The sequence below is a fragment of the Caulobacter sp. GSs2 genome (assembly GCF_058680895.1).
In genome coordinates, this window is the sequence record NZ_CM178725.1 from 3,794,435 (window position 1) to 3,817,507 (window position 23,073).

The 23,073-nt window shown below is 67.4% G+C and carries 25 protein-coding genes; 20 read left to right on the top strand and 5 right to left on the bottom strand.

Going from position 1 to position 23,073, the window contains the following annotated elements; genetic code table 11:
• The first annotated feature begins 98 nt into the window (after window positions 1-98).
• From secY to rplQ, 6 genes are all read left to right on the top strand, one after another.
• Window positions 99-1,454: a preprotein translocase subunit SecY gene (gene secY / locus ACW17Z_RS18375; RefSeq protein WP_419321096.1), complete on the top strand. Its 1,356-nt coding sequence runs from the start codon at window positions 99-101 to the stop codon at window positions 1,452-1,454.
• A gap of 121 nt (window positions 1,455-1,575) precedes the next feature.
• A complete protein-coding gene (locus ACW17Z_RS18380) occupies window positions 1,576-2,145 on the top strand; it encodes an adenylate kinase (protein ID WP_419321098.1) in 570 nt (189 codons plus the stop codon).
• 173 nt (window positions 2,146-2,318) lie between these two features.
• Window positions 2,319-2,687 carry a 30S ribosomal protein S13 gene (gene rpsM, locus ACW17Z_RS18385; RefSeq protein WP_419251718.1) on the top strand — a complete coding sequence of 123 codons (369 nt, stop codon included), beginning with the start codon at window positions 2,319-2,321 and terminating at the stop codon, window positions 2,685-2,687.
• Window positions 2,688-2,699: 12 nt separating this feature from the next.
• Window positions 2,700-3,089, top strand: coding sequence for a 30S ribosomal protein S11 (gene rpsK, locus ACW17Z_RS18390; RefSeq protein WP_035049391.1), 390 nt, complete (start codon window positions 2,700-2,702; stop codon window positions 3,087-3,089).
• A 75-nt stretch (window positions 3,090-3,164) separates the two neighbouring features.
• Window positions 3,165-4,181: a DNA-directed RNA polymerase subunit alpha gene (locus ACW17Z_RS18395; protein ID WP_062145568.1), complete on the top strand. Its 1,017-nt coding sequence runs from the start codon at window positions 3,165-3,167 to the stop codon at window positions 4,179-4,181.
• Window positions 4,182-4,373: 192 nt separating this feature from the next.
• Entirely contained in the window at window positions 4,374-4,787 is a 414-nt protein-coding gene (gene rplQ / locus ACW17Z_RS18400; protein ID WP_419251717.1) for a 50S ribosomal protein L17, read from the top strand.
• 732 nt (window positions 4,788-5,519) lie between these two features.
• Here rplQ and ACW17Z_RS18405 read toward each other — a convergent pair.
• The gene (locus ACW17Z_RS18405) at window positions 5,520-6,338 is read right to left on the bottom strand and encodes an ABC transporter permease (RefSeq protein ID WP_492057047.1); all 819 of its coding nucleotides are present in this window, start codon (window positions 6,336-6,338) and stop codon (window positions 5,520-5,522) included.
• Window positions 6,338-7,255, bottom strand: a complete 918-nt coding sequence (locus ACW17Z_RS18410; protein ID WP_492057048.1) for an ABC transporter ATP-binding protein — start codon at window positions 7,253-7,255, stop codon at window positions 6,338-6,340. Before ACW17Z_RS18410 ends, ACW17Z_RS18405 begins: the two co-directional genes overlap by 1 nt.
• 184 nt (window positions 7,256-7,439) lie before the next feature.
• On the opposite strand from ACW17Z_RS18410, the gene ACW17Z_RS18415 reads away from it, so the two are divergent.
• The 11 genes from ACW17Z_RS18415 to ACW17Z_RS18465 all read left to right on the top strand — a co-directional run bounded on the left by ACW17Z_RS18415 (window position 7,440) and on the right by ACW17Z_RS18465 (window position 16,038).
• Window positions 7,440-8,708, top strand: a complete 1,269-nt coding sequence (locus ACW17Z_RS18415; RefSeq protein ID WP_492057049.1) for an alkaline phosphatase family protein — start codon at window positions 7,440-7,442, stop codon at window positions 8,706-8,708.
• Between the two features lie 100 nt (window positions 8,709-8,808).
• Complete coding sequence (locus tag ACW17Z_RS18420; RefSeq protein ID WP_419321106.1) at window positions 8,809-9,267, top strand: VOC family protein; 459 nt, start codon at window positions 8,809-8,811, stop codon at window positions 9,265-9,267.
• A 13-nt stretch (window positions 9,268-9,280) separates the two neighbouring features.
• Window positions 9,281-9,604, top strand: coding sequence for an ArsR/SmtB family transcription factor (locus ACW17Z_RS18425; RefSeq protein WP_492057050.1), 324 nt, complete (start codon window positions 9,281-9,283; stop codon window positions 9,602-9,604).
• Window positions 9,601-10,119 carry an SRPBCC domain-containing protein gene (locus ACW17Z_RS18430; RefSeq protein ID WP_492057051.1) on the top strand — a complete coding sequence of 173 codons (519 nt, stop codon included), beginning with the start codon at window positions 9,601-9,603 and terminating at the stop codon, window positions 10,117-10,119. Before ACW17Z_RS18425 ends, ACW17Z_RS18430 begins: the two co-directional genes overlap by 4 nt.
• On the top strand, window positions 10,116-11,363 hold the full coding sequence (locus ACW17Z_RS18435; protein ID WP_492057052.1) for a TCR/Tet family MFS transporter: 1,248 nt from the start codon (window positions 10,116-10,118) through the stop codon (window positions 11,361-11,363). Before ACW17Z_RS18430 ends, ACW17Z_RS18435 begins: the two co-directional genes overlap by 4 nt.
• A gap of 47 nt (window positions 11,364-11,410) precedes the next feature.
• The gene (locus ACW17Z_RS18440; RefSeq protein ID WP_492057053.1) at window positions 11,411-12,880 is read left to right on the top strand and encodes a Do family serine endopeptidase; all 1,470 of its coding nucleotides are present in this window, start codon (window positions 11,411-11,413) and stop codon (window positions 12,878-12,880) included.
• 95 nt (window positions 12,881-12,975) lie between these two features.
• Window positions 12,976-14,277 (top strand): replication-associated recombination protein A, encoded by a 1,302-nt coding sequence (locus tag ACW17Z_RS18445; RefSeq protein WP_492057054.1) that lies wholly within the window; start codon window positions 12,976-12,978, stop codon window positions 14,275-14,277.
• 69 nt (window positions 14,278-14,346) lie between these two features.
• Entirely contained in the window at window positions 14,347-14,574 is a 228-nt protein-coding gene (locus ACW17Z_RS18450; protein ID WP_492057055.1) for a hypothetical protein, read from the top strand.
• The gene (locus ACW17Z_RS18455; RefSeq protein ID WP_492057056.1) at window positions 14,571-14,705 is read left to right on the top strand and encodes a hypothetical protein; all 135 of its coding nucleotides are present in this window, start codon (window positions 14,571-14,573) and stop codon (window positions 14,703-14,705) included. The genes ACW17Z_RS18450 and ACW17Z_RS18455 overlap by 4 nt, the downstream gene beginning before the upstream one ends.
• A gap of 115 nt (window positions 14,706-14,820) precedes the next feature.
• Window positions 14,821-15,510 (top strand): RluA family pseudouridine synthase, encoded by a 690-nt coding sequence (locus ACW17Z_RS18460; RefSeq protein ID WP_492057057.1) that lies wholly within the window; start codon window positions 14,821-14,823, stop codon window positions 15,508-15,510.
• A gap of 30 nt (window positions 15,511-15,540) precedes the next feature.
• Complete coding sequence (locus ACW17Z_RS18465) at window positions 15,541-16,038, top strand: CC0125/CC1285 family lipoprotein (RefSeq protein ID WP_419321118.1); 498 nt, start codon at window positions 15,541-15,543, stop codon at window positions 16,036-16,038.
• Here the strand turns inward: ACW17Z_RS18465 and ACW17Z_RS18470 are convergent.
• Window positions 16,035-17,273 carry a hypothetical protein gene (locus tag ACW17Z_RS18470; RefSeq protein WP_492057058.1) on the bottom strand — a complete coding sequence of 413 codons (1,239 nt, stop codon included), beginning with the start codon at window positions 17,271-17,273 and terminating at the stop codon, window positions 16,035-16,037. The genes ACW17Z_RS18465 and ACW17Z_RS18470 overlap by 4 nt on opposite strands.
• A gap of 143 nt (window positions 17,274-17,416) precedes the next feature.
• Between ACW17Z_RS18470 and crcB the strand changes: the two genes are divergently transcribed.
• The 3 genes from crcB to ACW17Z_RS18485 are packed head-to-tail and all read left to right on the top strand — an operon-like array spanning window position 17,417 to window position 20,279.
• A complete protein-coding gene (crcB, locus tag ACW17Z_RS18475; protein WP_419321120.1) occupies window positions 17,417-17,803 on the top strand; it encodes a fluoride efflux transporter CrcB in 387 nt (128 codons plus the stop codon).
• On the top strand, window positions 17,800-18,789 hold the full coding sequence (locus ACW17Z_RS18480; RefSeq protein ID WP_419321121.1) for an RluA family pseudouridine synthase: 990 nt from the start codon (window positions 17,800-17,802) through the stop codon (window positions 18,787-18,789). The genes crcB and ACW17Z_RS18480 overlap by 4 nt, the downstream gene beginning before the upstream one ends.
• On the top strand, window positions 18,786-20,279 hold the full coding sequence (locus tag ACW17Z_RS18485; RefSeq protein WP_492057059.1) for a putative 2OG-Fe(II) oxygenase: 1,494 nt from the start codon (window positions 18,786-18,788) through the stop codon (window positions 20,277-20,279). Before ACW17Z_RS18480 ends, ACW17Z_RS18485 begins: the two co-directional genes overlap by 4 nt.
• Window positions 20,280-20,423: 144 nt before the next feature.
• Here ACW17Z_RS18485 and ACW17Z_RS18490 read toward each other — a convergent pair whose 3' ends face one another.
• Together ACW17Z_RS18490 and ACW17Z_RS18495 are read right to left on the bottom strand one after the other, a co-directional pair.
• On the bottom strand, window positions 20,424-21,683 hold the full coding sequence (locus ACW17Z_RS18490) for a DUF1501 domain-containing protein (protein WP_492057060.1): 1,260 nt from the start codon (window positions 21,681-21,683) through the stop codon (window positions 20,424-20,426).
• Window positions 21,680-23,050 carry a DUF1800 domain-containing protein gene (locus ACW17Z_RS18495; RefSeq protein ID WP_492057061.1) on the bottom strand — a complete coding sequence of 457 codons (1,371 nt, stop codon included), beginning with the start codon at window positions 23,048-23,050 and terminating at the stop codon, window positions 21,680-21,682. The genes ACW17Z_RS18490 and ACW17Z_RS18495 overlap by 4 nt, the downstream gene beginning before the upstream one ends.
• Between the last annotated feature and the right edge of the window lie 23 nt (window positions 23,051-23,073).

Here is a 23,073-nt window from a genome sequence, read left to right on the forward strand (position 1 = left end):
CTTTGTTTCGACCGGGATGACAGAATTAGGGGGCTCGCCGTGACATCACGGCGGGCCTCACCTATTTGTGGCTCAGTATTAGAGTCGTGGGGAATTGAATGGCCTCGGCCGCCGAACAACTCGCAGCCAACATGAATTTCGCGTCGTTCCAAAAGGCGACCGAACTTCACAAGCGCATCTGGTTCACGATCATCGCCTTGGTCGTCTTCCGCCTTGGCACCTATGTGCCGATCCCCGGCATCAATCCGGAGGCCTTCGCCAACGCCTTTGCGGGCCAGTCGAAGGGCATCCTGGGCATGTTCAACATGTTCTCGGGGGGCGCGGTCGAACGGATGGCGATCTTCTCGCTGAACGTGATGCCCTACATCAGCGCCTCGATCATCGTGCAGCTGATGGGCTCGGTGTATCCGCCGTGGGAAAAGCTGAAGAAGGAAGGCGGCGAAGCCGGCCGCAAGACCCTCAACCAGTACACCCGCTATCTGGCTGTGGTTCTGGCGATCGTGCAGTCGTTCAGCATCGCCGTTGGCCTGCATAGCCAGCCCGGCCTGGTGTTTGACGGGATCAGCGGTCCCTTCTTCATCGCCTCCACGGTCGTGGCCCTGACGGGCGGCACACTGTTCCTGATGTGGCTGGGCGAGCAGATCACCAGCCGCGGCGTCGGCAACGGCGTCTCCCTGATCATCTTCGCCGGCATCGTGGCGGGCCTACCGCGCGGCATCGGCCAACTGCTGGTGCAGTCGCAGACCTCGGGCAATTACCTGCCGCTGTTCGTGATCGTGTTCCTCGCCGTCGCGGCGGTCTGGGCGATCGTCTTCATCGAGCGCTCGCAGCGTCGGCTGCTGGTTCACTATCCCAAGCGTCAGCAGGGCAACCGCATGATTGGCGGCGACACCTCGTTCATGCCGCTGAAGATCAACACCGCCGGCGTCATCCCGCCGATCTTCGCCTCCAGCCTGCTGCTGTTGCCGACGACCGCCATGGGTTTCCTGTCGACGGCGAACCTTCCGCCTTGGGCAGCCTGGCTGCCGGGCACTGTGGGCGCGCTACAGCACGGTCAGCCGGCCTTCATGATGCTGTATGCGGGGCTGATCATCTTCTTCTCGTTCTTCTACACCTCTGTGGTGTTCAACCCCGACGAGACGGCCGAGAACCTGCGCAAGTACGGCGGCTTCCTGCCGGGCATCCGCCCGGGCAAGCGGACGGCCGAGTACCTGGATTATGTGCTGACCCGCCTGACGGTGATCGGCGCGGCCTACATCACCGCCGTCTGTCTGGTGCCCGAAATCATGATGACGAGCCTGGGCGCCACCCAGTTCGCCCTAGGCGGCACCTCGGTGCTGATCGTGGTGACGGTGACCATGGACACCGTGGCGCAGATCCAGTCCCAACTGCTGGCGCACCAGTATGAGGGCCTGATCAAGAAGTCGAAACTCCGCGGCGGCAAAGGCCGCTAGAGAATAAAGCGTTCTGGAAGCCGGTTTGTCACAAAACCGGCTTCCGTTTTTTTTCCCCGCACTCTAGGTCTGCTGGGGAAGATGACCGGGCGAAGACTCGGCGACGCGCGAAGGGGCATTCATGAACTTGATCCTGTTCGGACCGCCGGCGGCGGGGAAGGGGACCCAGGCCAAGCGGCTCGTCACCGAGCGCGGCATGGTCCAGCTTTCCACCGGCGACATGCTGCGCGCGGCGATCGCGTCCGGCTCCGAGCTGGGCGCCCGCGTCAAGGGCGTGCTGGACCGTGGCGACCTGGTGACCGACGAGATCGTCATTGCCCTGATCGAGGACCGTCTGGCCGAGGCTGAGGCCGCTGGCGGCGCCATCTTCGACGGATTTCCCCGCACCGTGGCCCAGGCCCAGGCGCTGGATAAAATGCTGGCCGCTCGCGGTCAGAAGATCGACCTCGTCCTCCGACTCAAGGTAGACGAGCCCTCCCTGATCGAACGCATCTCGAAGAGATTCGCCGAGCAGGGCAGGCCTGACGACAATCCGGAAGTTTTCGTGACCCGTCTGGCCGCCTACAATGCCCAGACGGCGCCTTTGCTGCCCTACTATGTAGAGCAGGGTAAGCTGACGGAACTGGATGGCATGGCGCCTGTGGAAGCAGTCGCGGCCTCTATCGACGCGGCGCTCTTGGGCGCGGTGTAAGACATTTTCAATTCGTTGATTTTCGGCGGATTCAACCATTGACGGCGGCGCAACGATCCCTATAACGGGGCGCTTCCGCGAAAGGGCGCGATCTGTGCGCGCCGGACTGGGTCGTAAGGCCGGGCCGGGCGCGCCGTTCGCGTCTTTAGTGCGTGACTAGGAGAACATTAGACGTGGCCCGTATTGCAGGCGTCAACATACCGACGAACAAGCGCGTTTTGATCGCGCTTCAGTACATTCATGGCATCGGCCAGAAGTCCGCTCGTGACATCGTCACGAAGGTGGGCCTCGATGACGCCCGCCGGGTCAATCAGCTGACCGACGCAGAAGTCCTGCAGATCCGTGAAACGATCGACAAGGACTTCACCGTCGAAGGCGACCTGCGCCGCGAAAATTCGATGAACATCAAGCGACTGATGGACCTGGCCTGCTATCGCGGCCTGCGTCACCGTAAGGGCCTCCCGGTCCGCGGTCAGCGCACGCACACGAACGCTCGCACCCGCAAGGGTCCGGCCAAGCCGATCGCCGGCAAGAAGAAATAAGGTAGCCTGACGATGGCCAAGGAACCGGGTCGCGTTAAAAAGCGCGAACGCAAGAACATCACCTCGGGCGTGGCGCACGTGAACGCCTCGTTCAACAACACCATGATCACCATCACCGACGCCCAGGGAAACACCATTTCCTGGTCCAGCGCCGGCGCGATGGGCTTCAAGGGTTCGCGCAAGTCGACCCCGTACGCCGCTCAGATGGCTGCGGAAGACGCGGGCAAGAAGGCTGCCGAGCACGGCGTGAAGACCCTCGAGGTCAACGTGTCGGGTCCGGGTTCGGGTCGTGAGTCGGCTCTGCGCGCCCTTCAGGCCGCGGGCATGACCATCACGACGATCCGCGATGTCACGCCGATCCCGCACAACGGCTGCCGTCCGCCCAAGCGTCGTCGCGTCTAGTACTTTTTAGACACAATTCTCCTTCGCCGGCTGCGCAAAACGCGGCCGGCGAGCCGCGTTCAAGGGATCGACCACGTGATCGAAAGAAACTGGAACGAGCTGATCCGTCCTGAGAAGCCGCAAATCGAGACTGGCGCCGACGCGACCCGCAAGGCGCGGATCGTGGCTGAGCCGCTCGAGCGTGGTTTCGGCGTGACGCTCGGCAACGCGCTCCGTCGCGTTCTGCTCTCGTCGCTTCAGGGCGCAGCCGTTACCGCCATCCAGATCGATGGCGTCGTACATGAATTCTCCTCGCTCGAAGGCGTCCGCGAAGACGTCGTCGACATCGTTCTGAACATCAAGCAACTGGCCGTGCGCATGCACGCCGAGGGCCCGAAGCGCATGACGCTCCGCGCCACCGGCCCCGGCCCGGTGACCGCTGGTCAGATCGAAACGCCTTCGGATATCGAGATCCTGAACCCCGACCACGTGCTCTGCACGCTGGACGACGGCGCCACCGTGCGCATGGAGTTCACGGTCAACACCGGCAAGGGTTACGTCCCGGCCGACAAGAACCGTCCGGAAGACGCGCCGATCGGCCTGATCGCCGTCGACGCCCTGTACTCGCCGGTCAAGCGCGTCGCCTATCGCGTCGAGCCTACCCGTCAAGGCCAGTCGCTGGACTATGACAAGCTGATCCTGGAAGTCGAAACCAACGGCGCCGTCACTCCGGTGGACGCCGTGGCCTACGCCGCCCGGATCCTGCAAGACCAACTGCAGATCTTCATCACCTTCGAAGAGCCCAAGGCCAAGTCGGCCGACGAGGCCAAGCCTGAGCTGCCGTTCAACCCGGCTCTGCTGAAGAAGGTCGATGAGCTGGAACTGTCGGTTCGTTCGGCCAACTGCCTGAAGAACGACAACATCGTCTACATCGGCGATCTGATCCAGAAGACCGAAGCCGAGATGCTGCGCACCCCGAACTTTGGCCGCAAGTCCTTGAACGAAATCAAGGAAGTGCTGGCTGGCATGGCGCTGCACCTGGGTATGGACGTGCCGAACTGGCCGCCCGAAAACATCGAAGACCTGGCCAAGAAGTTCGAAGACCAGATCTAAGACGAACTATATCGCGCTCGATCCGGGCCGCTCGCCACCCTTCGGGGACGGCGGGCGGCCTGGGCCTTTTGAAGCCGCAACTGCGGTGGAGGGCCCCGGCGCTTCGTTCTGACCCGGCTGGGAACAGGCTGGGATGGGTGACAATCAGCGCTAGATCGCGCCACTGCGGGCCAAGGCCCAGGAGACACTACAATGCGTCACGGTAAAGCTCACCGTAAACTCGGCCGCACGTCCGCTCACCGCACCGCCATGTTCGCCAACATGTCGGCCTCGCTGATCAAGCACGAGCAGATCGTCACCACCCTGCCCAAGGCCAAGGAACTGCGTCCCTTCGTCGAAAAGCTGGTCACCCTGGCCAAGCGCGGCGACCTGCACGCGCGTCGTCAGGCCATCAGCATCGTTCGCGACGTCGAACAGGTCGGCAAGCTGTTCGCAGCCATCGGCCCGCGCTATCAGACCCGTCAGGGCGGCTACATCCGCGTCCTGAAGGCCGGCTTCCGCTACGGCGACAACGCCCCGCTGGCCGTGATCGAGTTCGTCGACCGCGACGTCTCGGCCAAGGGCAAGGACTCGGGCCCGGACTACTCGGCCCAAGCCGAAGACTAATTCTCAGCCCAGGCTGACGGAAAAGGCCCCGGAGCGATCCGGGGCCTTTTTGGCGTTTTGGGTTTTGGGTGGCGGCGTCGCTGGTTTCGTTCAACAGATCCCGTCATCCCGTGGCTTGTCCACGGGACCCATCGTTCAGTTCGCGTGGACAGAGCGATCAGCGCGCCCGCGCGCCGCCCATCTTCACTTGCGGCGGACAAATGGGTCCCGTGGACAAGCCACGGGATGACGGGGGATAGAATTGTGTAGTGCCCGAAGCGGACGTTTCGAAGTTCGGCTGCGGGTGGAAGTCGAACGCTAAGGATCGAGCTGGGGCGGGTGCCGAGGCGGCCCATCGATAGTCTCTCCAGACTTAGCGGTAGAGACAAATTTAAGTACACACCATCCCATCAATGCGAAGGAAACGCATTGAACCGCAATGGTGAGCAAGCTAATCTTGAAAAATGCGGCGGCTATAAAAGCGAAGTTGGCACTTATTAGGCCGGCACCCGCGATCAAGCGCGAACTATTCAGCCGGCGCTGTATGGCTAGGTTTGCTTCATTTTTCGAACGCGTCATAAGGTTAAGCTACCTCAAATCCTTTTGATCGTTCAACCTGTGCACGCTCGAGCCAGATAAGGAGCGAGCTTCGTCCGACTTGGGTCGCGAGCCGAAATTGGCTCCAGCGCGACTTTCGGACATTGCACACCGCCCGACGCGCCGGCGCCAGCTGATCAACCCGCAGGCCTCCGCTCACTCTCGCGTCAGATCCTGCCGCTGGAACAGCACAATGGCCCCCGCCGTCAGCGCCGCGATCCAGCCCAGCAGCACCAGCAGCGCCCAGCCCGCCGGTCCGCCGTCCGGGCCGGCATGCGACGGCGCGGTGACGAAGGCGCGCAGCAGGTCCGCGTCATAGGCGGGGATGGCCAGAACCTTCCAGGTCGGTTCCGGATTCATGGCCCCGAGGGCGCCCGCCAGGATCGACTGGACGAAGCGAACCACCAGGCAGACCACGACCGCCGCCATCGGCGAGCGCGTCACGACGGCGACGCAGGCAGCCAGGGCGGCCAGGCTCATGGCTTCCAGCCAGGTGACCACGAAGACGCCGGCGATTTCGGAGAGGCCCAGGGTCGAGGCGACGATGGCCTTGCCGTTGATCCCCGCGCCGATCACGGCCGCCGCCAGGGTCAGCATTACGGTCAGGACCAGGCTCCACAGGATCGCCTCGCCGATCACGATCAGCTTGGCGGCCAGCAGGTTGAAGCGGCTGTTGCGCGGCGTGCGCAGGCGCCAGGTTTCCCAGCGATAGTCGCCGGCCAGAATCGAGGCCGCGCCGATCATCAGGAACAGCGCCGCCATGGTCGAGGCGCCGTTGCCCAGCGCCTTGATGACCTGGAGGGCCAGATCGATGGTCGCGCCCGGCATGGGTCGCTTGATGATGTTGCGGACGAACAGGTCGCCGCCGATGGCCAGGAAGAAGCCCACCAGCGGCGCGAAGCCGAAGCCCCAGAACAGGGCCGAACGGTCGCGCAGCAGGCGGAAGCGTTCAGCGGCGATGGCGTCGGCCAGCATCAGGCGGCTCCTTCCGGGGTGGCGGCCGTGGGCGCCTGGCCCAGCGATTTCAGATAGACACCTTCAAGGTCGACCTCGCGCCAGCGGGCCTCGACGATCTCGGCGCCGGCCTCGACCAGGGCGCGGATCACGGCGGGCGCCTCGGCGCGCGGAATGTCGGCCAGCACGGCATCGGGTCCATCGGCCTGCCCGCGATCACCCAGCACCGCCAGGACCGGGGCGAGGGGAGAGGCCAGGCTCAGGCGCAGGCGGGCTTCCCCGGCGGTGAGTTCAGCCACGCCGCCTTCCGCCACGACCCGGCCGCGCGACAGGATGGCGACGCGATCACAGACGCGCTTGACCTCGTCCAACTGGTGGCTGGCCAGGATGACCGTCACGCCCTCGTGTTTGGCCAGATCGACGATCAGGGCGCGGATCTCCTGGATGCCGGCCGGGTCCATGCCGCTGGTCGGCTCGTCCAGGATCACCAGTTCGGGACGGGTGAAGAAGGCCGCCGCCAGACCCAGACGCTGCTTCATGCCGACCGAGAAGCCGCCGGTGGCGCGGTCGGCGGCATGGGTCAGGCTGACCCGCTCCAGCCAGGCAGGGATGTCGGGGTTCTGGAACCCGCTCTCCAGGGCCAGCATCTTCAGCGTGTCGCGGGCGGTCAGATAGGGCGGATAGCGCGGCGTCTCGATCATGGCGCCGACCCGGCGCAGGGCGGTCAGGTCGCCGGCCGGGGCGCCGAACAGTCGGGCCGAGCCGCTGGTGGGCCGCACCAGACCCAGGGCGATGCGAAACAGCGTGCTCTTGCCGGCCCCGTTGGGACCCAGAACGCCGAACACGCCACCGGCCGGTATGGCGATCGAAAAGTCGTCGAGCGCGCGAACGGTCCCGTAGGTCTTGGTGAGGCCGGTGGCCTCAAGGGCGATGCTCATGCGGATGCGGCTTCCGTTACAGGAGAATCCTGTCGTTGGCGGCGACTATGGGGGTGCGGTTCTCGCCCGCCAAGTTAAGACGAGGTCATGCGGCGCTGTCTTAAGCCCCTGTCACACGCGCCTGTCACATGGGCGAAACGTCCGGCTGGCATCGACGCCTCAAGACTGTCGAAAGGGTTGCGCCATGAAGAGCCTGTTCCGCCTTGTGTCCCTTGGGGCGACCCTGGCCGCCGCCCTGGTGCTGTCGGCCTGCGCCTCCATGCAAGCGGGCAGGGGCGAGGTCGCCGCACCGCCCAAGAGCCGGCTCACCATCCTGGTGTCCAGCGACGGCTTCCGGGCCGACTATCTGGGCCAGGGCGACACCCCGACCCTGGACGCCCTGGCCGCCGACGGCGCGCGCGGCGCCATGCGGCCGTCCTTCCCGACCCTGACCTTTCCCAACCACTACACCCTGATCACCGGCAAGCGGCCCGACCGCAACGGCATCGTCAACAACGTCATGGAAGACGAGACGATTCCCGGCGTGCGCTTCTCGATGTCCAACGCCGACGCCGTGCATGACCCGCGCTGGTGGAGCCAGGCCTGGCCGCTGTGGGTCTCTGCCGAGAAGCAGGGTCTGAAGGCGGCGGCGATGTTCTGGCCCGGCTCGGAGACGCAGATCAGCGGCGTGCGTCCGTCGCGCTGGATGGCCTTCAACCAGGCCATGCTGTCGAATGACCGGGTCGATACGCTGCTGGCCTGGCTGGACGATCCCAAGGGGCCTGAGCTGCGGCTCTCCACCCTGTATTTCGATGTCGTCGACACCGAGGGCCATCACTATGGACCCGGCTCGCCGCAGGCCCGCGCCGCCGTGGCTGAGGTGGATCAAGCGATGGCGCGGCTGGTCGAGGGCCTGAAGGCGCGGGGCCGGTTCGAAACGACCGACATCGTCTTCGTCGCCGACCACGGCATGGCCCCGGTTCCGCCGTCCCAGCGCTGGCCGCTGGACGACGTGCTTGACCTGTCCACGGTCAGGCTGGTCACCACCGGCGCGGTCGTCGGCCTGACACCGCTGCCCGGCTTCGAGGCGCAGGTCGAGGCGGCGCTGCTCAAGCCGCTGCCGCACCTGACCTGCTGGAAGAAGGGTCAGATCCCCGAGCGCTATCACTACGGCCGCAATCCGCGGGTGCCGGCCATTGTCTGCCTGTCGCAGACCGGCTGGTATGTGACGACCCGCAAGATGATGGAAAAGCCCGGCAAGTGGGAGGGGCTGGACGGCGGCCAGCACGGCTTTGATCCCTATGACCCGGCCATGCGCGCGGTGTTCATCGCCAGGGGGCCGTCGATCAAGCCGGGCGTGGTGCTGCCGGTGTTCGATAATGTCGACGTCTATCCGCTGCTGGCCAGGGTGTCGGGCGTGAAGCCTGAGAAGGGCGACGGCCGGCTGAAGGTTGTGGGCCAGGCGCTGCGTTAGGGGGCTTGCCGGCCAATAGGTAGAGAATGAGCGTCGCCGGGCTTGCGGATATAGTTTTCATATGCGTTAAATATTGTCGATATCCGATAGGAGTGGCACGATGGCTGACTGGCGTCCCAACCTGATCTCGGCGGTCTGCTACCGCGACCCCAAGGCGGCGCTCGCCTGGCTGGAAAAGGCGTTCGGTTTCGAGCTGGTCTTTCTGGTCGAGGACGCCGAGGGCAATCTGGGCCATTCCGAAATGCGCTTCGGCAATGCCTGCGTGATGATCGGCAACGAGTGGAGCGACGACCACAAGAGCCCGGCCTCGGTGGGCGGCAAGAACACCCAGACGGTGCATATCCAGCTGAGCGAGGGCGAGCTTGACGCGCATTGCGAGCGCGCGCGGGCGGCGGGCGCTGAAATCCTGGTTGAGCCCGCGACCCAGTTCTACGGTGATCGCACCTATCGCTGCAAAGATCCCGAGGGCCACATCTGGACGGTGGCGCGAAACGTCGAGACCGTGTCGGTGCAGGAGATGGAGCGTCGCACAGGCCTGAAGATCACGGGTCAGGGATGAGCCTGGGCCCAGCGTGACCGCCTCGCTCGACCGCACCCTGGCGGCCCTTGCCGATCCGCACCGTCGGCGGGTCGTCGACCTGTTGCGTCAGCGACCGCATCGGGCCGGGGAACTGGCGCAGGCCGTCGGCCTGACCCCGCCGGCCATGAGCCGCCACCTGCGGACCCTGCGCCAGTCGGGACTGATCGAGGAAAGCCATCCAGACTTTGACGCCCGCGTGCGGGTCTATCAGCTGAGGGCGGGGCCCATGGACGAGCTCAAGGCCTGGCTGGAAATCGCGGAAGCCCACTGGGTCGACCAACTCACGGCGCTGAAGGCTCACGTGGAGGGCGCATGAGTTCGCGCGTCGTTGTCGCCCTGCGCATCAAGGCCCCGCCGATGCGGGTGTTCGAGGCCTTCACCACCGAGATCGCCGCCTGGTGGCGGCCCAACACGCTCTTCGCCTTCACGCCCCGGTCGCCGGGTGTCATGGTCTTTGAAGCCATCGAGGGGGAGGGCGAAGGCGGTCGTCGTCTGGTCGAGCGCCTGGCCTCGGGCAAGGTGTTCGAGGTCGGCACGGTGCGGGTCTGGGAGCCGGGCCAGCGGCTGGTGGTCGGCTGGCGGCAGGCGACCTTCGCGCCAGACATGGACACCGAGGTCGAGGTCCGCTTCGAGGCCGTCGAGGACGGCACGCGGGTTACGGTCGAGCATCGCGGCTGGGACAGCGTGCCGACCGCGCACGTGGCGCGCCACACCTTCCCCGACGGCCTGTTCCTGCGCCGGCATGGAGAATGGTGGCGTGACCTGCTGGACGGCCTTGCGGTCGCGGCGACGGACCGGCAACTAGGGCGCGCCGGGGAGAACGACGCATGACTCAGACCATCACGGGCGGACGCCGGCAGGCGGCCCTGGGCTTCATCTTCGTCACCGCCGTGATGGACGTGCTGTCGCTGGGCGTGATGATCCCGGTGCTGCCCGAGCTGGTGAAGCGGTTCAACGGCGGCGACACGGCTGACGCCGCGCTTTGGAACGTGCTGTTCGCCACCACCTGGGGCGTGATGCAGTTCATCTGCGCGCCAGTTCTGGGCCTGTTGTCCGACCGTTTTGGCCGGCGTCCGGTGATCCTGACCTCGATCTTCGGCCTGGGTGTTGACTTCCTGTTCATGGCCTTCGCGCCCAGCCTGTGGTGGCTGTTTGTCGGCCGGGTGTTCAATGGCATGACGGCGGCCAGCTTCTCGACCGCCGGCGCCTATGTGGCTGACGTCACCACCCCTGAGAACCGCGCCAAGGGTTTTGGCCTGATGGGGGCGGCCTTCGGCGTCGGCTTCACCTTCGGCCCGGCCCTGGGCGGCTGGCTGTGGCAGTTCGATCACCGCCTGCCGTTCCTGGTCTGCGCGGCCCTGGCCCTGTGCAACTGGCTGTACGGCTATTTCGTGCTGCCCGAGTCCCTGCCGCCCGAGCGCCGGATCAAGACCTTCGACTGGAAAAAGGCCAACCCGCTGGGCTCGCTGAACCTGCTGCGGAGCAAGCCTGACCTGCTGGGCCTGGCCGGTGTCGGCTTCCTGTTCCAGCTGGCCCACAACGTTCTGCCGTCGGTCTTCGTGCTGTATATGGGCTTTCGCTATCAGTGGTCGGTGCAGACCATCGGCCTGACCCTGATGGCCAGCGGCATTGCCGGGATTCTGCTGCAGGCCTTTCTAGTCGGCCGGATCGTCAAGGCGGTGGGCGAGCGCGGCGCGCTGCTGATCGGCCTGTTCTGCGGCTTTGTCGGCTTTTCGATCTATGCCCTGGCCCCGACAGGCTGGCTGTATCTTTGCGGTCTGCCGATCTTCGCCTTCTCGGGTCTGATCCAGCCGGGCCTGCAGGGCCTGATGACCCGCCGGGTCGCGCCCCACGAGCAGGGGCAGTTGCAGGGCGCCAATTCAGCGATGATGGGGATCGCCTCGATCGTCGGCCCGGTTCTGTATCTGGCCCCGTTCGCCTGGGCGGTGCGCAACGACGCGACCGTGCACATGCCCGGCCTGCCGGTGTTACTCGCCGCCGCCCTGATGCTGGCCGGCACGGCCCTGGCGTTCCGCTTCGCACACCCTATCTCAGCCGAACCGCGCCCGGCCTGACCGGTCAGGACACCGAGCGGCCATCAATGCGCCCGAAAGCTCAGGCGATGTCCGGGTCGCTTCCAAGGAGACGCTCCACACCCATGCGAGCCCATCGCGCTTTGTTTCCCGCCCTGATCCTGCTGGCGGCCTGTTCGCCGCAAGGCCCGTCCAGCGCCCAGGCGATCCCGGACCTGGCCCAGCCCACCCGACGCGCGCCCAGTGATCCGGCCTCGATGAAGGCCTCGTTCTCGCCCGTGGTGAAGAAGGCCGCGCCGGCCGTGGTCAATGTCGCCAGCCGCCGGGTCGTGCGGACCCAGGCGCGGGATCCGTTCTGGGACATGTTCATGGGCGGAGGCGGCGTGCCGCGCGAACAGGTGCAGGGCTCCCTGGGCTCAGGCGCCATCGTCCGCGCCGACGGGGTGATCATCACCAACCATCACAATATCGAAGGCATCGTCGAAGGCCGCGGCGAGATCACCGTCCAGCTGGCCGATCGTCGCGAGTTCATCGCCACCGTCCTGCTCGATGATCCGCGCGCCGATCTGGCCGTGCTGAAGATCGACACCAAGGGCGAGCGCCTGCCGGTCATGGCCATCGACGATCAGGAACAGCTGGAAGTCGGCGACCTGGTCCTGGCCCTGGGCAATCCGTTCGGCGTCGGCCAGACGGTGACCAACGGCATCATCTCGGCCATGGCCCGCACCGATGTCGGCGCGGCCGATTTCGGCAGCTACATCCAGACCGACGCCTCGATCAATCCGGGCAATTCCGGCGGTCCGCTGGTCGACATGGACGGCGACCTGATCGGCATCAACACCTTCATCATCTCGCGCTCGGGCTCGTCCAGCGGGGTGGGCTTCGCCATTCCCGCCGCTGTGGTCAAGCAGGTGGTCAACGCCGCCCTGGGCGGCGGCCACAGCGTGGTGCGTCCGTGGCTGGGCGTGAAGGGCCAACCCGTCACTGCCGAGATCGCCCGCAGTCTGGGCATGGCCGCCCCGCGCGGCGTGCTGGTGGCCCAGGTCTATCCCGGTTCCTCGGCCGACAAGGCGGGGCTGAAGGAAAGCGACATCATCCTGTCGATCGACGGCAGCGTCGTGAACGACGAGGGCGGCGGCGCCTTCGCGATCGGCACCCACAAGGTCGGTGACCGTGTGCCGATGGTCATCCGCCGCGGCGAGCGCGAGCAGACCCTGACCGTCCGCGCCGAGGCCGCGCCCGAAAGCCCGGCCCGCGACGAGAAGACCCTGACCGGCCGCAACCCCTTCGACGGCGCCACGGTGCTGAACCTGTCGCCGGCCGTGGCCCAGGACCTGGGCGCTGACCCGTTTGCGGGCCGGGGCGTGCTGGTCAGCAAGATCGGCCAGGGTTTCGCGCTGAGCGCCGGTCTGCGTCCGGGCGATTTCATCCGCGAGGTCAATGGCCGGCCGATCAACACGGTCTCTGATCTGACCGCGCTGTCGAACGGCGGCAATCGCGCCTGGACCGTGACCATCGAACGCGGCGGCCAGCGGATCACGGCGCGGTTCAACACCTGACACCCTGATCAGGCCAGAATGATGGACCCGGCGCGGAACCCTGCGCCGGGTCTTCTTCGTTGGTCATGACCTCTCCAGTTTTGTAGACCATGGCCATGTCCGATCTTTTCCAAGCCGCCGGCCTGACGCCGCATGCGCCGACGCCGCTCGCCGAGCGTCTGCGGCCCCAGACGCTGGACCAGGTAGTGGGGCAGGAGCACCTGCTGGGTCCCGAGGGGCCGATCGGCCGGATGGCGGCGGCCAAGCGCCTGTCGTCGATGATCCTGTGGGGGCCGCCCGGCACCGGCAAGACCACCATCGCCCGCCTGCTGGCCAAGGCCGGCGGCTACGAGTTCCAGCAGATCTCGGCGGTATTTTCGGGCGTCGCCGACCTGAAGAAGGCCTTCGAGCAGGCGCGCGGCCGCCGCATGGCCGGCCAGAGCACCCTGTTGTTCGTCGACGAAATCCACCGCTTCAACCGCGCCCAGCAGGACGGTTTCCTGCCGTTCGTGGAGGAGGGGGTGATCACCCTGGTCGGCGCCACGACCGAGAACCCGTCGTTCGAACTGAACGGCGCTCTCCTGTCACGCTGCCAGGTGTTTGTTCTCAAGCGCCTGGACGAGGAAGCTCTGGAAGCCCTGCTGGCCAAGGCTGAAGCGGTCGAAGGCCGCAAACTGCCGCTGGACTCCGAGGCCCGCTTCACCCTGATCGCCATGGCCGATGGCGACGGCCGCTACCTGCTGACCCTGACCGAGACCCTGCTGTCGGTTGGAACCGACACGCCGCTTAATGCCGTCCAGCTGGGCCAGTTCCTGCAGAAGCGCCGGCCCGCCTACGACAAGAACCGCGAGGAGCACTACAACCTCGTCTCGGCCCTGCACAAATCGGTGCGCGGCAGCGATCCGGACGCCGCGCTCTACTGGCTGGCGCGCATGCTGGAGGGCGGGGAGGACCCGCTGTTCATCGCCCGCCGCCTGGTGCGCATGGCGTCGGAAGACATCGGCGCGGCCGATCCGCTCAGCTTGCTCCTGACCACGGCCGCCAAGGACGCCTTCGACTTTCTGGGCAGCCCCGAGGGCGAACTGGCCCTGGCCCAGTGCGTGGTCCACATGGCCAGCGCGCCCAAGTCCAACGCCGTCTACACCGCCTTCAAGGCCGCGCGCCGCGCAGCCAAGGAGACCGGCTCCCTGGCCCCGCCGGCCCACATCCTCAACGCCCCGACCAAGCTGATGAAGTCGCTCGGCTATGGCGACGGCTACGCCTACGACCACGACGTCGAGGGCGGCGTCTCGGGCCAGAACTACTTCCCGGACGGCATGGCGCGGCCCCGGTTCTATGAGCCCAAGCCGATCGGCGCTGAGGCCAAGGTGCGGGAACGGCTGGACGCGTGGGGTAAGCTGCGGCGCGACGGAAAGTAGGCGAGTTCGGGCTTGTGCTCTTCCTGTAATTGTTCTTTATTTGTTCTCGTTTGACATGTTTGGCGAGCCATGAAGAAACCAATCGATCGAGAAAAGCGGGAAGCCGATCTGAGGGTGCGGCTCAAGCTCTTCACCACCAATGTGACCACCTACGCCTATGCGGCGATGGGCGCGTCCTTCATTGAGCCCTACATCAAGGGCTTGGGTTTCAAGACGGCCAGCTACGTGGGCATGGTGCTCGCGCTCGTGCTGCATGTGATAGCGTGGTATACTTCGCCCCATGGAGAACAGCCATGACGCCGCTTGAGGCCATGATCTACATCCTGGGACCAATCCTTATTGGGTTTGGCATCTATGCGCTCTTCCTCAAGCGTGAGCTTGATGGGTTGGAAGCCCAGCGTCGCGGCGAGACTCACTCCGCTGAATAAGCCGTCTTTTGCGGGCCAACGCCCCCCCCGCCGTCCGCCCCTCGCGCCGAAACCCAAGGCCTCCGACGCGCCCATCACCCTGACGGACGACGAGATCGCCCTGGCGCGCTCCTGGGTGATCCACGAGGACGACAGCGTCATCGTGCTGAACAAGCCCGCCGGCCTGTCCAGCCAGGGCGGCCGCATCCAGGCCCATACGCTGGACGACCTGCTGTGGGCCTTCGCGCGGCCCGGTCGTCCGCGTCCGCGCCTGATCCACAGGCTGGACCGCGACACCTCCGGCGTCATCCTCACCGCCAAGACCAAGCCGGGGGCGGCGTTCCTGGGCAAGGCCCTGATGGGCAAGCGGTTCCGCAAGTCCTACATGGCCATCGTCGCGCCGGGCGCGCCGGAGCCCAAGGGCGGCATGATCGACAGCCCGCTGCGCCGCGAATCCATCGGCCGCGAGGCCTATATGCGGGTCTGTGCGCCCGACCACCCCGACGCCGAGACCGCCCGCAGCCGCTATCGCACCCTGTCGTCCAACGCGACGGCCGCCCTGGTCGAGCTGTCGCCGGACACTGGCCGCATGCACCAGCTCCGGGTCCACATGGCCTCGATCGGCCGGCCGATCTCGGGCGACAGCCGTTACGGCGGGGCGCTGATGCTGGGCGGGACGGCGGTTCCGCGTCTGATGCTGCACGCGGCCCACCTGGTGTTTCCGCATCCCGAGGGTGGCGAGCGCCGGATCGCCGCATCGGTCCCGGCCGATATGGTCGCCATGCTGGAAAAGCTTGGCCTGCCGCTTCCGGAACAGCGCGCCTAGCCAAGCCGTTTAAAGGTCAGGAGAAACGCCATGCAACGCCTCGCCGGTCTTGCCCTGTCCCTGCTGCTGCTGAGCGGCTGCGCCAGCGCGCCCACCCTCTACGCCGCCAGGACCGCGTCGGCGGGCGTCGGCTATTCGGAGTTTCGGCTGGAGCCCGGCCGCTACCGCGTCACCTTCCAGGGCGGCCCCGGCGCGCCCGTTGAGCAGGTTTCAGACTATGCCCTGCTGCGTGCGGCCGAGCTGGCGGTGCGCGACGGCTATGACTGGTTTCGGGTGTCGGATCGCCTGACGACGAGCACCGGGGCTGGTAGTGGACCGCGCCTGTCGATTGGCGGGGGCTCCAGCCGCTATGGCGGGCACAGCTCGATTGGCCTGGGCCTCGGCACAAGCTTCGACCTGGGCCCCGGACCCACCGTGACGAGCTCGCTGGAAGTGGTGTTCGGCAGGGGCGCGGCGCCGCGTGACGCCGACGTCTATGTCGCTCAGGCGATCATCCGCTCGGTGGGCTACGGCCGCAGCACGATCTAGGCGGCCTCTGCCGTCCTGGCCGCCAGCGGGTGGTTGGCGCGCAGGGCCGCGTGGGTCAGACCCGCAGTCTCGGCCGCCGCGAAATAGCCCTCGGCGGGCAGGCCCTGCAGCGTGGTCATCGGCGCCACGCCCTTGGCGTCGCGGCCGAAGTTCATGATGTCGGCCGCGATCCGCTCCGCCGGTCCAGCGAGGTCCGAGGCGTCCAGCGTCAGGCCGTTCAGCCGCGCCTCCTTCAGGCCGCGCAGGGCGTCCTTCTCCGGCGGCACCCGGGCGATGACGCCGCGTGTCAGGGCCTTGAGCAGGCCAACCACTTCCAGCAGGCGGCCCGAGGGCGTGCCGCGGGTGATATCGACCAGCTCGATCATCACGCCGCCGCGCAGCAGGGCCAGCGACAGGCCCGGCGTTCCGGTCAGCATGTCGCGGCCGCGCTGGGTGCCCAGGGTGCGGAACGAGGCCGGCAGGATCAGGTCAGGAACGTTGTGGCCCTGGGCGCCGCGCGCGAACACGGCGGCATACTTCAGGGTCGCCTCGTCGATAAAGGCGATGTCGCGGTCGGGCAGGCGGGTGATCGCCCGTGCATTGGCCTGGCGCCCGCTGGCCAGATGGGTGACCACCGGCTCGATGCGGATCGCCGTGGTGACATTGCGGCGCAGGCTGATCACGTGTTCCAGCGTGAAATCGACCCGCAGGGCCGCGCCGCCGGCAGTGGTGAAGGCCACGGGGGTGCGTCGTGACTCATCGCCGTCCTCGACCGCCCGCCGCACCGGTGAGCGTTTGGAGTCACGCCGGGCGCGGGCCGCCAGCACGGTAGCCGCGTCGATCCGGCGGCAGATGGCCTCGCCGCCGTTCAGGCCGATGACCGTGCTGATGCCCAGATCGCTCATGTCGACGGAGCCCAGCAGGTGGGTCAGCACGTCTTCCAGGATGCGGACGCTGGTCGCCTGGGCGGCCAGGCCCTGGTCGCTGTTCATGGCGATCAGGAATTCGCTGTCGGAAATGCGGGCCCGCATGTCGTTGCGGTCCAGGTGCTCGGCCAGCTTGCGCTCGACATAGGTCCAGACATCGCCGCGCTTCTGCGACCACCAGTCGCCGGCCCAGGCGCGGATGGCCTGGACGCTGATGACGTTCACCGAGCCGCGCGCGATCAGCTCGCTCCCGGCCAGCCGGTGCAGGACCGGGGCGGGCAGAGCGAGACGCTGGGTCGTATCGTCCTGGGCGTTGCTGTCGAAGGGCATGGGGCTCGGTTCGCAAGAGGAGCGGCCAGAATGCCGCTGGCACGCTTAACCTCTCGTTCGGAAACAAGGTTTCCAGCGATGTTCACCGCGAAGAAATCCGTGCGCGACTTGGCGTTCGGCCCCGCTCGGCGCATAAGGAGCCAATGACCAAACTGCTTCTCGTAGCCGCCGGCGGCGCCGTCGGCTCGGTCGCCCGCTATCTGGTGGGCGCCCAGGCCCTCCGGCTGATGGGACCGGCTTGGCCTTACGGCACCTTCGCGGTGAATGTGATCGGTGGTTTCCTGATGGGCGTGCTGGCCTCCTGGCTGGCGCATCGTGGCAACGCCAACCACGAACCGGTCCGCCTTTTGCTCGCCGTCGGCGTCATGGGCGGCTTTACGACCTTCTCGGCCTTTTCGCTGGAGACCGCGCTGATGATTCAGAAGCGCGACTACAGTCAGGCCTTCACCTATTCCGCCGCCAGCGTGCTTTTGTCCGTGGCGGCCCTTTACGCGGGCCTTCTGATCGCCCGCAGGATGTTCGCGGCATGAAAGAAGTACGCACGCTCTATGTGGACGCGGGCGAGGATGGCACCCGGGTGGACCGCTGGTTCAAGCGCCGCTGGCCCCACCTCAACCACATCCAGCTCAACAAGCTGTTCCGCTCCGGTCAGGTGCGGGTCGACGGCTCGCGCGTGAAGGCCGACACCAAGCTGGCGGCCGGCTCGCAGGTGCGCGTGCCGCCTCTGCCCGACGCGCCCGATCCCGACGAAAAGCTGGTGCTGTCCAAGCGCGACATTGCGTTTGCCAAGTCGCTGGTGCTGTACGAGGACGAGGAAGTCCTGGCCCTAAACAAGCCCGCCGGCCTGGCCGTGCAGGGCGGCACCAAGACCACCCACCACATCGACAAGCTGCTGTCGGCCTGGGGCGAGGGCGTCAACCGGCCCAAGCTGGTCCACCGTCTGGACCGCGACACTTCGGGCGTGCTGCTGCTGGGCAAGACCCCGGCCGCCGCCGCGCGGCTGTCGGGCTCGTTCGCCAAGCGCAAGGCGCAGAAGACCTATTGGGCCATCGTCCAGGGTAATCCGCACCCGGTCGAGGGCGTGATCGAGCTGCACTTGGCCAAGCGTGGCGTAGGCGATCGTGAACTGGTGGTTCCCGCCGAGCCCAAGGACAAGGACGCCCAGCCGGCCGAGACCGAGTTCGTCTCGATCAGCCGCGCCGGCCCGCGCGTCACCTTCATGGCCCTGCGTCCACACACCGGTCGCACGCACCAGCTGCGGGCTCACATGAAGGCCATCGGCCACCCGATCCTGGGCGATCCGAAATACAGCGACGAGAAATCGACCCAGCTGTCGGAGGGCCTGAAGCTGCAGCTGCACGCCCGCTCGGTGATGCTGCCGCACCCGTCGGTGGGCATGCTGTTCATCGAGGCGCCGATCAGCCCCGAGCTGAAGGCCGGCTTCGCCAAGTTCGGCTTCTCGGAAGACGAGGCCGACCAGGATCCGTTCGCGAAGAAGCAGATCAAGCGTCGATGACGGCGGAGGTCGTTCGGCAAGCCTGGACGCTGGTCGACCAGGGCCGCTCGACCGATGCGGTCGCCCTGACGCGCGCGCCTGCGGCCTCGCCGCAGGCCGGGGCCGGGATGCTGATCGTTCATGCGGCGGCGCTGAAGGGCGTCGACCGACATGACGAGGCGCTGGTCTTCAACCGCCGGGCCGTGGCCGCCACGCCGAATGACCGCATTGCCTGGTACAATCTGGCCGCCACCCTGGGCGATCTGGCCCAGGCCGAAGAGACAGAGGCGGCGATCCGCAAGGCCATCGCCCTGGGCCTCGACGCGCCCGAAGCCTGGCTGGTGCTGGGTCGCGCCCTGCAGGGCCAGAGCCGCTATGACGAGGCCGAGGCCGCGTTCAGGGCGGCCATCAGCCGCCGGGACGGGTTCGGCGATGCCCATCGCAACCTGGCCCAGCTGCGCTGGATGCGGTCGGGCGATCTGGTCCTGGCCCTGGAGGCCCTGACGGCTTCGCTGGCGCGCAATCCGGCTGACAGTCAGCTGATCCTGCTCAAGAGCACGGTCGAGGAGTTCGCCGGCGACAAGGCCGCCGCCTTCGCCACCCTGAACGACGCCCTGATCCGCCAGCCGAACGACGCCCTGCTGTTGCTGGCCGCCTCGCACATGGCCGGCGAGAACGGCCAGGTCGACGCCATGCTGGCCCACGCCCAGGCCGCCGAACGCCTGGTCCCGCAGGCCCCCCAGGTGCTGATCGCCCTGGCCGAGGCCCATCTGGCGGTCGGCGATGCGGCCGCCGCGTCTCAGACCACTGAACGCCTGAGGGCCATCGCACCGCTGGATCAGCACGGCCTGGCCCTGCAATCCACGGCCTGGCGGCTGTCGGGCGATCCGCGCCGCGCGGTGCTGAACGACTATGAGGGCCTTGTGCGGGCCTACACCCTGCCGACCCCGCAGGGTTGGGACAGTCTGGACGCCTATCTGGGCGCCCTGCGCGACCGGCTGGCCCAGCGGCACGACCTCAAGACCCATCCGCTGCAGCAGTCCCTGCGCGGCGGCAGCCAGGTTCCCTCGCTGCACCAGTCGCCCGACCCGCTGTTCCAGGCCTTCTTCGCCCAGGTCCGCAAGGTGGTGGCGCGTTACCTCGCCGACATCGGTCCCGGCGACGACCCGCTGCGCGCCCGGGCCGGTGGCGATTTCCGGGTCAGCGGCGGCTGGTCGGTGCGGCTGTCGCCCAACGGCTTCCACGCTGACCACGTGCACCCGCAGGGCTGGATCTCGTCGGCCTTCTATCTGGACCTGCCCGGCGGCGTGGCCGACGAGCACACGCGCGAAGGCTGGATCAAGTTCGGCCAGCCCGGCTGCGTCACCCGGCCGGCCCTGGAGCCCGAGCACGAGGTGCGCCCCCAGCCGGGGATGCTGGTGCTGTTCCCGTCCTACATGTGGCACGGCACCCGGGCCTTCACCTCGCCCGAGCACCGCCTGACCATGGCGTTCGACGTCGTGCCCGCCTAGTTTTCAATCCGCTCTCCCCGGCGAAGGCCGGGGCCCAGATCGAACCCGGAAAGGGTGTTGATCTGGCTGGATCAGAAGGCGCGTCATCCCCAAAGTCTCAGGCTGTATCTGGGCCCCGGCCTTCGCCGGGGAGAGCGGGCATTATTAGACCAGCCCGGTCACCGCCTTCGCCGCTGCGCTGCCCGGAAACACCCGGTTGTCCAGCGCCGCGCGGTCGACGCCCATGTGGTCGCCCAGCAGACCTTTGAACAGGCCGCGCATGTCCAGGGTGGGCGCCAGGTCGCGGTTCTCTAACAGCGCGGGCGGGGACAGGCCCGGCCAGTCGCCGATGATCCCGCCCGGCTTCAGCGCCCCGCCCAGCACCAGGGCCGTCGAGGCCGTGCCGTGGTCGGTGCCGCCGGTGCCGTTGGCGCGGGCGGTGCGGCCAAATTCGGTGACGGTGACCACCACCGTATTCTTCCACTCCTCGCCCAGGCCGGTGTTGAGGCCCGACAGCACCGAGTCCAGATAGGCCAGCCGGGTGTTGAGCTGGCCGACCTGACCGGCGTGGGTGTCCCAGCCGTCCAGCGCGATGGCGGCGATGCGCGGGCCGCCGTCCTGAACCATGAAGCCGGCCAGGGTCGCGCCCAGTTTGCGGGCCGCCTCGCGTCCCTCGCGTCCGCCCCGGCCGGCCGGGGCCGCCGGCGCCATCATGCCCGGCGCGGCCATGCCGTCCTTTTCGACGGGCGGCGCCATGGCGGTCATGGCGGCCTGGGCCATGCTCTCGGTCTCGAGGCCGCGTGCGAAGGCCGGCCCCATCAGGGGATCGCTGCGGTAGAGGTCCTGCAGCAGGGTCGGCAGACGGGCGGTCTCGTCCACGCCCTTGCCCGGCGACCAGCTGGCCGCCTGGACCTTGCCGCGCAGGATCAGGGGCGTGGTGGCGCCCACATACAGACCCTCGGCCTTGCGCGAGGCGGGCAGGGTTTCCAGTGTCCGGTTCAGCCAGCCCGAGGTGGTCGCATAGACCTGGGCCGAGCCGCTTTCCAGCACGTCCTGGGCCTCGAAGTGCGAGCGGGCGCGGTCGGGCGTGGCCACCGCCGGCGCGATCCGGGCCTGACCCTTCAGGGCCAGGGCGTGGACCGAGGTCAGGGCCGGATGCAGGCTGAAGGTCCCGTCCAGCTTCAGGCCGTCCTCGGGCTTGATGGAAATCCCGCGCCGCAGGCCCTCATAGCTTTTGTCGCCCACAGGGGGGCTGACCGACAGGCCGTCCATGCCGCCGCGACAGATCACGACGACCAGCTTGCGCTTGTCCAGGGCGCTGTCGGCGTCGGCCAGGGCCGGACGGCCCAGGAAGGTGACCGACAGGCCAAGACCGGCGGCCGAGGCCAGGACGCGGCGACGGTTCATCATCGGGCAGTCGGTCATCGGCGTTGAAACTCCGGACTCATCAGCAGCAGGGCGACGGCCTCGCTGCGGGTCTCGGCCCGGGCGACAGCCTGGGCGGTCGGGGGCGTCAGCCGGGCGCCGAGGACCGCGACGGCCGCCGCGTTGGGATCCAGCCGGTCGGCGACCACGGCGGCGAAGGCCTGGCTCCATTGCAGGCGCTTGATCAGGCCGTCGGGCGAGCACCATTCGCCGGCCATGTCCGACCAGCCCTTGGGCGAAGGGGGTGAGAAGCCGCGCTGACCCAGGCTGATCAGGGGAACGGTGATGCGCTCATAGGCCGAAGGCTGGGCGCCGATCAGCCGCCAGGACGAGATCAGGAACTCGTAAGGTGTCTTGAACTTGGTCGCCGCAGGCTCCCACGCCTCGGGCGCCTCGACCAGGGTGCGGGCCACGCGGTCCAGCCGCCCGCCGCTCTTGAGGAAGCTCTGCTCCAGCCGCGCCACCAGGGCCGGCGGCGGATCGTCGGCGACGAAGTGGCGGGCGATCTTGAAGGCGACATGGCGGGCGGTGGCGGGATGGGCGGCCAGGTCTTTCAGCACCGCCAGGCCCTGACCGATCTCGTCGTCCTTATAGGTCTTGCCCAGGATGGTGCGGGCCCCGGGTTCATGGATGTTTTCCCGGAACACGAACTGGCCGGCCCGGTCTTCATCCTCGCGGCCGACAGTGAAGCCGGTCAGGGCGCGGGCGAATTCGGTGACGTCGGCCTGGCTGTAGCCCGCCTCGACGCCGAGGGTGTGCAGTTCCAGGATCTCGCGGGCCAGGTTCTCGTTCAGGCCGCGCCGGCCGTTGCGAGATCCGGTCATGCTGCCGGGCCCGACCGACTGGGCCTGGTCCAGATAGGTCAGCATGGCCGGATGGGTGCTGGAGGCGACCAGCATGTCCTCGAAGCGACCGAAGGCGTAGGGGCGGATGACCTCCTGCTCGAAGGGGCCGACCATCACGGCGGTCAGCTCCTTGGTTCCTGAAACGGTGAAGTGGTTGGCCCAGAACAGCGCCCAGCGCTCGCGAAAGCCGCCGGCCGTGCTCGCGCCCAGCTGGGCGCGGCTGAGGAAGTCGGCGGCGGCCTTCTCGCGAATGGCCTTGTTGGCCTGCTGGACGGCGACAGTCTTGGGCTCGCCGTCGTCCTTGGCCTCGCGGCGCAGCTCCTGATAGGCCCGCATGGCGATAAAGCGCTGGGCCGAGGTGTCGGCGCCCGGCTGCGGCTGGTCGGCGCCTTTGGGCGTGATCTGGCCGAGCAGGGATCCGCGCGGGTCCCTCGTGGCGGCGGCGATGTCGCCCGGGCGGGCGCCCAGGCCAAAGCGGGTTACGGCCAGGGCCGCCATCATATCCTTGGAGGGCAGGGACAAACGCGCTCTCTCCTTGCGTCCGG